Below are 12,149 nucleotides of genomic sequence, written 5' to 3'. Positions count from 1 at the left end.
GATGGCCGGCCCCGCGTCGAACCCGTTCCCCTCGATCGAGATGCAGCAGCGTGCCACCGGCCGTACCGCGCGGTGGCGCCTGTCCACCAACGAGAACGAGTTCGGCACCGCGCCCTCCGCCGTGCGGGCCCTGATCTCCTGCGCGCAGGACGCGCACCGCTACCCGGACTGCGCCCACCAGGCGCTGCGCGGTGCGCTGGCCCGCCGGCACGGGGTGGACGAGGACGCGGTCCTGGTGGCGACCGGCATCGACGGCCTGCTGGCCCAGGTGTGCCGCGCGCTGCTGCGCCCGGGCGCCGCGGTGGTCACCACGGCGGGCACCTATCCGACGTTCGCCTACTTCGCCGAGGCGGCCGGGGCCGCGGTCCACACCGTCGGCCCCCGCCGGGACCGCGCCGACGCCGAGGCGCTGGCCGAGGCAGCGCACCGGCACCGGGCGGCCCTGGTCTACCTCGCCGAACCCGACAACCCGCTGGGCGGCGCGCTCGGCGCCGAGCGGGTCCGCCGGCTCGCCGACCAGCTCCCCGAGCCGACCGTGCTCGTCGTGGACGGGGCCTACGCGGAGTACCAGGCCGCGGGCCGCCGGCTGGACGCGCGGGACGTGGTGGGGCGCCGCCTGCTGTGGCTGCGCACCTTCTCCAAGGCCTACGGCCTGGCGGGACTGCGGGTGGGCTACTGCCTGTACGACCGCACGGCGGTGTCCGGCCTGGAACACGGCCTGGAGCACTACGCGGTCGGCCGGATCGCTGAGGCGGCCGCGCTCGCCGCCCTCGACGACGACCGGCACCTGGAGCGGACGGTTGCCCTCACCGCGGCCGGCCGCGCCCACTACCGCGAACGGCTGGCGGCGCTCGGCTGCCGCCCGCTGCCGTCCGAGACGAACTTCGTGACCTTCCGGGTACCGGGCGATCCCGGGCGCACCGGGGAGGTGACCGACGCCCTGCGGCAGCGCGGGACCTACGTCCGGCAGGTGCACTCCCCCGGGCGGCCGGACCTGATCCGCCTGTCGGTCGGCCCTCCGGCCCAACGCGCCGAGGTCCTCGCGCTGCTGTGCGACCTGCTCTGACCGCACCCCACCCCGACCCCGCACCGGCGAGTGCAGATTGCGAGTCCCGCCATGCCGTCCCCCTCCTCCGGCCCGCCCTGGTCGCAGATCGCCGAGTCCGTCACGCCCGGCCACCCCGACAAGGTCGCCGACCAGATCTCCGACGCCGTGCTCGACGCCTACCTCGCCGCCGACCCGTACGCGCGCGTCAACTGCGAGGTCATGGTGACCCGGGACCACGTCCTGGTCACCGGACAGGTGACCGCCGCCGGGGCGGTGGACGTCGAGGCGGTGGCGCGCGGCGTCCTGTCGGACGTCGGGTACCGCGACGTGGCCGTGCACGGCATCGACGCGGCGCGCAGCCCCGTCACCGTCGTCCTGGACCACCAGTCCCGGGAGATCGGCTCCGGCGTCGACGAGGGCGGCTCCGGCGACTCCGGCGTCGTTTACGGCTACGCCTGCGACGAGACACCGGAACTGCTCCCGCTCAGTTGCGTGCTGGCCCACGGGCTGACCCGGGCCCTGGCCGAGGAGCGGCTGCGGTCGCCGGACTCCGGGCTCGGCCCCGACGGCAAGGTGCAGGTGGAGGTCGCCGGCGGCGACCGCTCCCCGCGCGGCCGGGTCGTGCTGTCCGTCCAGCACGCCGCGGGCCGGCCGCTCGACGCGGTCCGGGAGTTCTGCGCGGAACAGGTGGTCGGGCCCGTCCTGGCGGCGCGTGACCTGCCGGTGGAATGGGCCGAGGTCAACCCGGCCGGGTCGTTCGTGGTCGGGGGCACCGCGGCCGACGCGGGGCTCACCGGCCGCAAGCTCATGGTCGACACCTACGGCGGCCTCGCCCGCCACGGCGGCGGCTGCTTCTCCGGCAAGGACGCCACGAAGGTGGACCGGTCGGGCGCCTACGTGGCGCGCCAGCTCGCCCTGACCGCCGTCGCGGCCGGACTCGCGGCGCGCTGCCAGGTCGGCATGGCCTACGCGATCGGACGCCCCGAGCCGGTGTGGTTCGAGGTGGACTGCTCCGGTACCGAGCGGGTCGATCCGGCCAAGCTGACCTCCGCGTTGCGCTCTCTCACCGACCTGCGGGTCGATGCGACCATCAGCAGACTGCGCCTGCGCCACACCTCCTTCCGGCCCACCGCGACCTTCGGCCACTTCGGACGCACCGGCGGCCTGCCCTGGGAGCAACCGGTGCGCGCCGACGAGCTGCGCGCCCAGACGAGCTGACCGGCCCACCCCACCGGACGGATGACCGCCCCCGATGAAACGCACCCTCCCCCCGGACCTCCAGGGATTCCTCTACGGCTTCCTGGGGGTGCTCGGGTTCAGCCTCACCCTGCCGGTGACCCGAGTGGGCACGGAATCGCTCCCGCCCGAACTCGTGGGCCCGGGGCGGTCCCTGCTCGCCGTGATCCCCGCGGGAGCGCTGCTGCTCGCCCGGCAGCGTCCGCTGCTGCCGCCGAGACACCACGTGCGCGGCGTGGTCGTCACGTCCCTGGGCACCGTCATCGGCTTCCCGCTGCTGACCGCGCACGCCCTGCGCTCGGTCTCGGCGAGCCACGCCGCCGTGGTGGTGGCCCTGCTGCCGGCCACGACCGCGGTGATGGCCGTCCTGCGGGGCCGGGAGCGGCCCTCGGCCACGTTCTGGGTCTGCTGCGCGCTGGGCACCGCGCTCGTGTGCGGCTACGTCCTGCTGGGCTTCGGCGGCGGACTGCACGTCGGCGACGCCGAGCTGCTGGCGGCGGTCGTGGCCTGCTCCCTCGGCTACGCGGAGGGGGGCGTGCTGGCCCGGGACGTGCCGGGCTGGGTGGTCACCTCCTGGGCCCTGGTCGCCGGCACCCCGCCGGCGGCCCTGGCGGTGGCGCTGGCCTGGCCGTCGCCAGGGCCGTCCCTGGACGCGCGCGGTGCGGCCGCCTTCGTCTACCTGGCCCTGGGCAGCTCGCTGCTGTCGTTCTTCTGCTGGTACCGGGGGCTGTCCGCCGGCGGGGTGGCCAAGGTGAGCCAGGTCCAGCTCCTGCAACCGGTGCTCACCATGCTCTTCGCGGCCGTCCTCCTCGACGAACCGCTGCGGCCCTCCGCCGTACTCGTGGGCCTCGCGGTGGGCGTCGTCGTCCTCGCCACCCTGCGCACCCGCACCGGGGGCAGCAGTGGTCCAGCCACCATCAGAGAAGGGACCGTCCATGACCGTCGTCCAGGGCTCGAGTGACCCGGCCGTACCCGGCTTCCCCGCCGCGCCGGTGTTCTCCGCCGTCACCGCCGGCCGGCTCGCCGAACTCGTCGGCGCGGCCGGCTTCACCGGGAGCCAGGTCACCGCGATACGCGCCGTCGCCGAGGTGCTGCCGTTCCGGACGAACCGCTACGTCGTCGAGGAGCTGATCGACTGGAGCGCGGTGCCGGACGACCCGATCTACCGCCTGGTCTTCCCTCAAGAGGACATGCTGCCGGCCGGGGACGTGGCACGCATCGCCGACCTGCTGACGAGGGGCGCCGCGCCGAAGGAGGTGGCAGCCGCGGCGAACGCGGTGCGCCGCCGGCTGAACCCGCACCCGGCCGGCCAGCTCGAACTGAACGTCCCCCGGCACGCGGGCGCGCCGCTGCCGGGCATGCAGCACAAGTACCGCGAGACCGTGCTGTTCTTCCCCAAGCAGGGCCAGACCTGCCACTCGTACTGCACGTACTGCTTCCGCTGGGCCCAGTTCGTGGGGGACGCGGACCTGAAGATGGCCAGCGGCGACATCGGGCAGTTGAAGCGCTACCTCGCCGACCACCCCGAGGTGAGCAACGTGCTGTTCACCGGCGGCGACCCGATGATCATGCGGGCGGGCGTGCTGCGCCGCTACGTCGAACCGCTGCTCGAACTCGACCAGTTGGAATCCCTCCGCATCGGCACGAAGGCCCTCAGCTACTGGCCCTACAAGTTCACCACCGACCCGGACGCCGACGACATGCTGCGGCTCTTCGAGGAGGTGTCCCGCTCGGGCAAGGACCTCTCGGTGATGGCCCACTTCTCCCACCCGCGGGAACTGCGGACCCCGGTCGTCGAACAGGCGGTACGGCGGCTGCGCGGCGCGGGGGCGAGCATCCGCACCCAGGCGCCGCTGATGCGGTACATCAACGACGACCCCGCGGTCTGGTCCGCGATGTGGAGCAGGCAGGTCAGCATGGGCATGGTGCCCTACTACATGTTCGTCGAGCGGGACACCGGCCCGCAGGAGTACTTCAAGGTGTCCCTCGCCGACGCCCACGACATCTTCCGGCGCGCCTACCGGGACGTCAGCGGGCTGTGCCGCACGGTGCGCGGGCCGTCGATGTCCACGACCTCGGGAAAGGTCTGCGTGGACGGCGTCGTGGACGTCGCGGGTGAGAAGGTGTTCGCACTGCACTACATCCAGTGCCGTGACGCGGACGCGGTGGGCCGCCCGTTCTACGCGAAGTTCGACCCCGCCGCGGCCTGGTTCTCGGAGCTGGTCCCGGCCTTCGACGGGGGCTTCCCGGCCGGCGCCGCATGAGCCGCACGTCCCGCGCGGGGACCCGCGGCCGACGAGGAGACGCGAGGAGGCGACCGTGCGGAGCCACTACGACGTGGTCGTGATCGGTGGCGGCATCATCGGCCTGTCCACGGCGTACGCCGTGACCCGGGCCGCGCCCGGCAGGTCCGTGGCGGTGCTGGAGAAGGAGCCCGCCCTCGCCCGCCACCAGAGCGGGCGCAACAGCGGGGTGATCCACAGCGGCATCTACTACCGCCCCGGCTCGTTCAAGGCGCGGTTCGCGCTGCGAGGGGCGCGGGAGATGGTGGAGTTCTGCGCCGCCCACGGCATCGCGCACGAGGTCACCGGCAAGCTGATCGTGGCGACGACGGCCCCGGAGCTGCCGCGCCTGGCCGACCTGGCCCGGCGTGGCGAGCAGCACGGCATCCCGGTGCGCACCCTCGGCGTCCGGGAGATCGCCGAGCACGAGCCGCACGTGCGGGGGCTGGCCGCCGTGCACGTGGGCACCACCGGGGTCGCGGACTACCCGGCGGTCGCCCGCCGGTTCGCCGAACTGGCCGCGCGCGACGGGGCGGAGGTCCACCTCGGCTGCGAGGTGCTCGCCCTCACCCGCGCACCGGACGGCGTCATGGTGCACACCACCGCCGGGGAGGTCCGGGCCGGGGTCCTGGTCAACTGCGCCGGCCTGCACAGCGACCGGGTCGCCCGGATGGCCGGGGACGAACCCGGCGTGCGCATCATCCCCTTCCGCGGCGAGTACTACGAACTGGCGGAGCGGAGCCGCGGGCTCGTACGGAACCTGGTGTACCCGGTGCCGGACCCCGCCTTCCCGTTCCTGGGCGTCCACCTCACCCGGGACGTGCACGGCGGGGTCCACGTGGGGCCCAACGCGGTCCTCGCGGCGGCCCGGGAGGGCTACCGGTGGCGGGACTTCCGGGCCCGCGAGGCCGCGGACATCGCCGGCTGGCCGGGGTTGCGCCGCGTCGCCCGCCGCCACTGGCGCCGGGAGGTCGGCGAGTTGTGGCGCTCGGCGTCCAAGACGGCGTTCACGGCCGCGGTCCGCCGGATGCTGCCGGACGTCACCCGGAACGACCTCGTGAGGGCGCCGGCGGGTGTCCGGGCCCAGGCGGTGCGGGCGGACGGGACCCTCGTGGACGACTTCCTCTTCACCGGCGCCGGCCCCTTCGTCCACGTGCTCAACGCCCCGTCACCCGCGGCCACCGCGTCGCTGCCCATCGGCCGGGAGATCGCCGCGCGGGCGCTGCGCACGCTGGAGTGAGCACGGAGCCGACGCCCCACCCCTGCGCGCCTCACGTCATGACGGACCGTCAGCCGCCGGTGGTCCCGCTGACGGTGCCCGCGGTGCCGCCCCCGGTCACACCTCCATCGGTGGTCCCGGCGGTGACCCCCACGGTGCCGCCGTCATCGGCCCCACCGACAATCCCCCCACCGTCCGCACTCCCACCGTCGGCACTCCCGCCGTCGATGCCACCGCCGTCCGCACTCCCACCGTCAATACCACCGCCGTCCGCGCTCCCACCGTCAGTGGTCCCGCTCGTGACACCCACGGTGCCGCCGCCGTCGTCCGTCCCACTGGACGTCCCGCTGACGGTGCCCGCGGTGCCGCCCCCGGTCACACCTCCATCGGTGGTCCCGGCGGTGACCCCCACGGTGCCGCCGTCATCGGCCCCACCGACAATCCCCCCACCGTCCGCGCTCCCACCGTCGGCACTCCCGCCGTCGATGCCACCGCCGTCGGCACTCCCGCCGTCAATGCCACCGCCGTCCGCGCTCCCGCCGTCAGTGGTCCCGCTCGTGACACCCACGGTGCCGCCGCCGTCGTCCGTCCCACTGGACGTCCCACTGGACGTCCCACTGACGGTGCCCGCGGTGCCGCCCCCGGCGCTGAGGGAGTTCTGCGGGGTGGGCGCGCCCGCGGTGAAGTCCGCGGCGTTGTCGTCGGTGTCGGCGAGCGAGTCGCCGCGGGCCACGGACGTGGTGTTGTCCGCCGTCGCCGCCGGCCCGGCACCCTCGTGGACGACCGCGGAGCCGTACCCCACCAGGTCCTTGACCCGGGGGTCGGCGGCGCAGTCGGCCGCGGTCAGGCAGGTGAGCGGGGCGGTGCCGGAGACCAGCGCGACGGTACCGTCGGTCGCGGACAGGTTGATGGTGCCGACGGCGTCGGGGTCCGAAAGGGAGACGGCTCCGCCGGTGTTGGACCACTCCTGGACCAGGTACCGGCCGCCCCCGGCGAGCGTGCCGGACAGCGCGGTGGCGCGCCACGAGGAGGTCGGGGTCGGCGTACCGCGCAGGTACTGCACGCTGTAGCCGCTCAGGTCGAGCGTGGACGTGCCGGCGTTGGCCAGTTCGACGAAGTCGCTGGTGTACGTGGCGCCGATGTTGCCGCCACCGCCGTACACCTCGGCGATCACCCCGTCGGGGGACGGAGCGGCGGAGGCCGAGTGCATCACCAGACCGGCCAGCACCAGCGCGCCGGCCGCACCGACGGGCAGGACCCGCATGCCCAGCCGGGACGGGGTGCGTCCTGACGCGGCGGCGGACTCGGCTCGCGCGGGGCGGGGCGGCGTGGTCTTCGGGGATCTCGTCACCGGAAGGGTTCTCCTTCGTGTGCGGGAGGGCATGGCGGTGCCCGCGGCCGGAAGCGCGGCCAGGGCACCTGGGGCCCAAGATATGCGCGCAGTTACGACGCTGCGGAGGTTTTCGCACAGTCCGGTGGAGACCGCCGCCGGCCGGACATTCCGGATGTCCCGCCTCCCCGGCACACGAGCGGGCGCGGCGTCGCGGATTCCCGCAGGCCGGCCCCAGGATGCCGGTACGGGCGCCGCTACCAGGGCTGTTGCGCGGCGAAGTACCGTTTCCAGAAGTCGAGTTCGGCGGGCGGGGCGACCGGGATCGGGCCGAAGTGCGCGCCGACCTCCATCACGGTGGGCGTCCGCGGGTCGTAGGCGGGCCAGGCGGGCAGTCCGGGGCCGTTCGGGTCGCCCGTGGCGACGTAGTTGGCCAGGTAGGAGGACATCGTGTCGGCGATCTCCCGGTCCCGGCCGGTCCAGCCCTGGTCGGCCGGGTGGAGGGTGCCGAAGAAGTAGGGGATCTCCGAGCCGTGGCCGGCGCCGCGGATGTCGTGGTCCGGGCCGGGGGGCCGGTGCGTCCAGAAGTAGGTGTGGACCGGCCGGCCGCAGCCCCGGACCCACTGGGTGCCCCACAGGTGGGTGGTGGCACGGGAGCGGTCCCGCACGGCGTCGTTGGCCGCGCGGGCGGCCTCGTCGTCCGTCGCCGCCGGGTAGAGCCGGAGGAACTCCATGGCCAGCGCACCGTAGGTGTGCCGCGCGGAGCCGACGAAGTCGTCGAGCGTCACGTGCACGGGCGGGGCGCCGGGGCGGTCCCGGCGGCCGGTCCGCCGCCAGTGGTCGAAGGCGGTCTCCGGCACCGCGCCGGTCTCGTCGAGGTTGTTGCCCGCCAGGTACCACACGTCGTTCTGGGCTCCGCGGGCGTACGTGTCGTGGTAGCCGGCCGGCAGCACCCAGCCGTCGAGCACCGGCCGGAACAGCGGCGGGCGGGCCGCCGACCGGGTGTCCACGCCGTCGTCCCCGAGCGTCCCGGCGTCGTCGAGGTCCTGCCAGGGCAGGGCGCGCAACTCGTCGGGGGTGGTCGCGCCGTGGGCGGCGGCGTAGGCGGCGCCCTGCCGCTCGGCGGCGTCCAGCCGGCGGTACGACGTGCCCAGGTACCGCAGTTCCGGGTCGCCGGGGTGGCGGGCATGGCTCTGGGCGACGGTGCGCCGGAACAGGCCGGCGGCCAGCGGCGACAGGGACAGCATGCCGGCGGAGCCCGCCCCCGCGGACTGGCCGCCGATGGAGACCTGGTCGGGGTCCCCGCCGAAGGCGGAGATGTTCCGCCGCACCCACTCCAGCGCCGCGATCTGGTCGAGCAGGCCGTAGTTGCCCGAGGCGCGGTGCGCGGACTCCCGGCTGAGACCGGGCGTGGCGAGGAACCCGAGGGCCCCCAGCCGGTAGTTGAACGTCACCACGACCAGGCCCTTGCCGGCGAGCACCGAGCCGTCGAACACCGGGTCGGAGCCCCTGCCGCCGGAGAACCCGCCGCCGAAGATCCACACGTACACCGGGCGCCGCTCGCCGCCGGCGGACGCCGCCGTCCACACGTTGAGGTTCAGGCAGTCCTCGCTCATGGCGAAACCGGTGCCGGCCTGCGGAGGCGCGTCGCCGAAGGTGTCGGCGGCGCGCACGCCCTCCCAGGACGGCGCCGGCCGCGGCGGGCGCCACCGGTCGGGCCCCGCGGTGGAGGCCGCGTAGGGGATGCCCCGGTAGACGGTGACGCCGGGCAGCGCGCCCGGGACGCCGGACACCAGTCCGGTGTCGATCCTGACGGTCCCGCGGGCGGGCCCGGCGCCGGCCGTCCGGCCGGGGGCCTCCCGACGGTGCCGAGGCGACGGCTCGGACGGCGGGGTGTCGCTCGGGGGTACGTTCACGCGGGTCTCCGATCCGGCGGCGGGTCGCGGCGCGCCCGGTCACGGCCCCGGAGGTGCGGGGCCGTCCCGTGCCCGCGCGGTGGGGCGTCGCCGCCTGCCGCGGAGGGCGCCGTGACCCGGGCACCGGCCCGCGTGACCGGCAACCGCCCCGCATAAGATTGTCCGACAAGATCACGTGGGAACGTAACACCGTGGCCGCGAGGCGGCAAGGTTCGCCCCTATCGAAAGCGGATGAACACGTCCATTCAGCCCGTCCGACCTCCAGGATTGATGGACGATCGTCCGCACGACGGTTCCTGCCCCGCAGCGCGGCTCAGGAGCCCGCCGGGACCAGCCGGTCGAGGCTGAACAGCCGGTCCGCGCCGCCGTCCAGTACCTGGTCGAGGAAGAGCAGGACGCCCGCCCCGCCGCTCCACAGGTCCGCGCTGAACCGCTTGAGCTTCTCGCCGTGGAACCGGACCCCGGTGGGTCCGGGGACCGCGTACTTGAACAGGGCCCGGGCGGTGCGCAGCGCGGCGCGGGAGGACACCTCGTCGCCGCGGACGGACGCGTGGTCCGCGAGCGCGAACCCCAGTCCGGCCAGGCCCTGGTAGAGGCCCGGCATGACCGTGTACGTGGTGCGCAGCCGCGGCATGAGGTCGCTCTCGACGCCCGCGAGGCGCTCGTCCTGGCAGACGGTGTTGTAGCGGCAGACGGCGCGCAGGGTCCCGGCGGTCCCGCAGAACAGGTACGGCATCGACCGGCGGTCGGTGGCCGACACCGGGAAGTGCGGTGACGCCGCCCCGCCGGGCATCGCGCGGTCGAGTTCGTGGTGCAGCAGCCGCACCCCGCGCTCCAGGTACCGGGCGTCGCCGGTGACCGCCGCCAGCGGGTGGAGCGCCCAGGCGATGCCGCACCTGCCGTGCAGCCATCCGGTCGGGTCGTCGCGGTCGAGCAGTCCGGACAGTTCCCCGTCCGGCGGGAGCGCGGACAGCAGGCGCTCGGCGGTGTCGACGTGCCCGTGGTCGCCGGTGTGCGCGAAGAGCGACAGGTGGGCCATGGCCACCCCGGCGGCGCCCTCGGCGAAGCCGGCCCGCCGGGTGGCCAGGGGGTGCTCGGTGGCGGTGGCGAGCAGGTCGCGCGCCTCGTCGAGGTACCCGTGGTCGGCCAGCACCCACGCGACGCCCGCCAGTCCCACGTGCAGCCCCGGGGGCAGGCTCCCCGCGGCGGCCAGCGCGTCGCGGCGGAAGCGCGCGACGACGGCCTCGTCCACGGCGACGCCGCCGTGCCACAGCGCGTGCAGGACGCCGGCCGCACCGTAGGCGACGCACACGGTGTTGCTCGCGTACCCGTCGGGGACGGTCGGGAACAGCGTGTCCGCGCGGTCCGGGTCGGCCATCGAGGTCAGCGCCCGCGCGACCTCGTCCCGCAGGTCGCGGACGTGGCGCACCGGGTCGGCCGCCACCTCCCGCGGTCCCGGCAGCAGCGCCGGGCCGTCGGCCGGGTGGAAGCGGACGGCGCGCCCCCACAGCGCCTGGGGCACCGCCATCCGCTCCTGGAGGTCGGCCCGCAGGTGCTCCAGCGAGCGGGGGTAGCGGTCGGCCACCGCGAAGGTCGGGCCGAGCATCAGCCGGACGAGCGCCGAGATCCCGTAGTGGTCCGGGACGGTCGGGTCGTCCCGCACCAGACGGGCCGGGGGCGCGTAGCCGTCGGTGGCCACCGAGACGCCCTTGTCCCCCAGGGAGCGCGCCGCCTCGAAGTCCACCAGCCGCGGCCGGCCGTCGTCGCCGACCAGCACGTTGCCGGGGCTGACGTCGCCGAAGAGGTACCCCAGACCGTGCAGGACCCGCACCTGCTCCTCCAGCGAGGCGGCGATCGCCTCGCAGTCGGCCGTGTAGCGCTCGGCCTCCGGCGGCTCCGCCTCCACCCGGGTCACCGGACTGCGGGCGGCCACCCAGGTGTTGAGCGTGGTGCCGGGGACGAACTCGGTGACCAGGAACTCGTGTTCCCACTCGCGGAAGTACGCGATCGGCTCGGGGCAGATGCCGGGGTGCGCCGCGTGCAGCGCCCGCAGGGTGTCCCACTCGCGCCGGGTGCGCTCGACGGCGGTCAGGCCGTCCCAGGAGAGCCCGGTGTGGTCGCGGGCCTCCTTGATGAACACCTTCCGGCCGGTGGCGAGTTCACGGCCCGCGTAGGCCCCTCCCCCGTTGCTGTGCCGGACGGCGTGGTCGAAGGCGAAGCCGTGGAAGGAGGGTTCCGCGGTGTTCGCAGCTTCCGTGGGGCCCTCGGCTTCGGCGGTGCCCGCGGCTTCGATGGGGCCCTTGGCTTCGGCGGTGCCCGCGGATTCCACGGGGCCCGCGGCTTCCGCCGTCCCGGCCGCCTTCGCCGTCCCGGACGTTTCCGCGGGCGCCTGCGCGCCCCCGGCTGCGAACGGGTCGGTGATCCCCTCAGGCAGGTGGAACCTCGGCTCGCGCCGGTCGGCGACGAGCCGGGCGCGTCCGTCGCGCAGCACCGGCGTGCCGGTGCCGTCGGGCAGGAGCCGGCGCCGGGGCGTGAAGGAGCCGTAGCGGTAGTGGACCACCCGGGAGTCGCCGAAGCGGCGGTCGGTGAGGATGAACTGCCCCTGTTCGGACTCCAGTCGGGCGGCGAGCGCGCTCATCAGCGCGGCGGCCGCCCGCTCGTCGGCCGGGTAGGCCACGACGAGTTTCCCGCTCTGCGTCCGCGAGGCGTGCTTGTGCTGGAGCAGCAGCACGAACCGCTCGGCCGCGACGTGCTTGAAGGGGACGTCCCGCGCGAAGCACTCCTCGGCGACCGTGTCGAGGACGTCGGCGATCCGCTCGGCGCGGGCCGAGACGTGGACCTTCCAGCCCTGGTCGGGCATCGGCAGCCCGGCGCGCCCCCAGGACCGCCACAGGTAGCGGTCGAAGGAGCGCCAGCCGTCCGGGACCTTCGCCGGGGCGTACTCACGGCCGCGGTCCTTGAGGGTCTCGACGGGCGCGTAGTAGTCGGCGTCGGCCATCGCGTACGTCTGCTCGATCACTGCTGCCTCGCGTCTGCCGGGCGTGGACGGGCGGGTGGGGCGGGTGGGGCGGTGCGCCCGCGGGCGGGCGGGGAGGTCGGCCCGCGGGCGGGCGGGGCG

8 protein-coding genes are annotated in these 12,149 nt (G+C 75.1%); 5 read left to right on the top strand and 3 right to left on the bottom strand.

The genetic code is table 11. The features are described from left to right. Position 1: 1 nt before the first annotated feature. From RVR_RS34015 to lhgO, 5 genes are read left to right on the top strand one after another with little or no spacing between them, the layout of a single operon-like run. Positions 2-1,066, top strand: coding sequence for a pyridoxal phosphate-dependent aminotransferase (locus RVR_RS34015; protein ID WP_202237768.1), 1,065 nt, complete (start codon positions 2-4; stop codon positions 1,064-1,066). Between the two features lie 51 nt (positions 1,067-1,117). Beyond that, complete coding sequence (metK, locus tag RVR_RS34010) at positions 1,118-2,266, top strand: methionine adenosyltransferase (protein WP_202237767.1); 1,149 nt, start codon at positions 1,118-1,120, stop codon at positions 2,264-2,266. 34 nt (positions 2,267-2,300) lie between these two features. Beyond that, positions 2,301-3,245, top strand: coding sequence for a DMT family transporter (locus RVR_RS34005; protein ID WP_202237765.1), 945 nt, complete (start codon positions 2,301-2,303; stop codon positions 3,243-3,245). Continuing rightward, on the top strand, positions 3,220-4,548 hold the full coding sequence (locus RVR_RS34000; RefSeq protein WP_202237763.1) for a KamA family radical SAM protein: 1,329 nt from the start codon (positions 3,220-3,222) through the stop codon (positions 4,546-4,548). Before RVR_RS34005 ends, RVR_RS34000 begins: the two co-directional genes overlap by 26 nt. 55 nt (positions 4,549-4,603) lie before the next feature. Then, positions 4,604-5,806 carry an L-2-hydroxyglutarate oxidase gene (gene lhgO / locus RVR_RS33995; protein ID WP_202237762.1) on the top strand — a complete coding sequence of 401 codons (1,203 nt, stop codon included), beginning with the start codon at positions 4,604-4,606 and terminating at the stop codon, positions 5,804-5,806. Between the two features lie 49 nt (positions 5,807-5,855). On the opposite strand, the gene RVR_RS39245 is transcribed toward lhgO, so the two are convergent. The 3 genes from RVR_RS39245 to RVR_RS33980 all read right to left on the bottom strand — a co-directional run bounded on the left by RVR_RS39245 (position 5,856) and on the right by RVR_RS33980 (position 12,050). Then, complete coding sequence (locus tag RVR_RS39245) at positions 5,856-7,136, bottom strand: lamin tail domain-containing protein (RefSeq protein WP_430393201.1); 1,281 nt, start codon at positions 7,134-7,136, stop codon at positions 5,856-5,858. Between the two features lie 236 nt (positions 7,137-7,372). Beyond that, positions 7,373-9,031, bottom strand: coding sequence for a carboxylesterase/lipase family protein (locus RVR_RS33985; RefSeq protein WP_202237760.1), 1,659 nt, complete (start codon positions 9,029-9,031; stop codon positions 7,373-7,375). A gap of 313 nt (positions 9,032-9,344) precedes the next feature. Further along, positions 9,345-12,050 carry a class III lanthionine synthetase LanKC N-terminal domain-containing protein gene (locus RVR_RS33980; RefSeq protein WP_202237758.1) on the bottom strand — a complete coding sequence of 902 codons (2,706 nt, stop codon included), beginning with the start codon at positions 12,048-12,050 and terminating at the stop codon, positions 9,345-9,347. Positions 12,051-12,149 lie beyond the last annotated feature (99 nt).

The organism is Streptomyces sp. SN-593 (genome assembly GCF_016756395.1).
Lineage (GTDB): Bacteria > Actinomycetota > Actinomycetes > Streptomycetales > Streptomycetaceae > Actinacidiphila > Actinacidiphila reveromycinica.
Note: the sequence above shows the minus strand (reverse complement) of the source record. Positions and strands in the feature narration are given on the sequence as shown.

Bases quoted from the DNA above. Each gene is read 5' to 3' on its own strand.
- metK (WP_202237767.1), top strand. From the start codon at position 1,118: ATGCCGTCCCCCTCCTCCGGCCCGCCCTGGTCGCAGATCGCCGAGTCC.
- RVR_RS34015 (WP_202237768.1), top strand. From the start codon at position 2: ATGGCCGGCCCCGCGTCGAACCCGTTCCCCTCGATCGAGATGCAGCAG.
- RVR_RS34000 (WP_202237763.1), top strand. From the start codon at position 3,220: ATGACCGTCGTCCAGGGCTCGAGTGACCCGGCCGTACCCGGCTTCCCC.
- RVR_RS34005 (WP_202237765.1), top strand. From the start codon at position 2,301: ATGAAACGCACCCTCCCCCCGGACCTCCAGGGATTCCTCTACGGCTTC.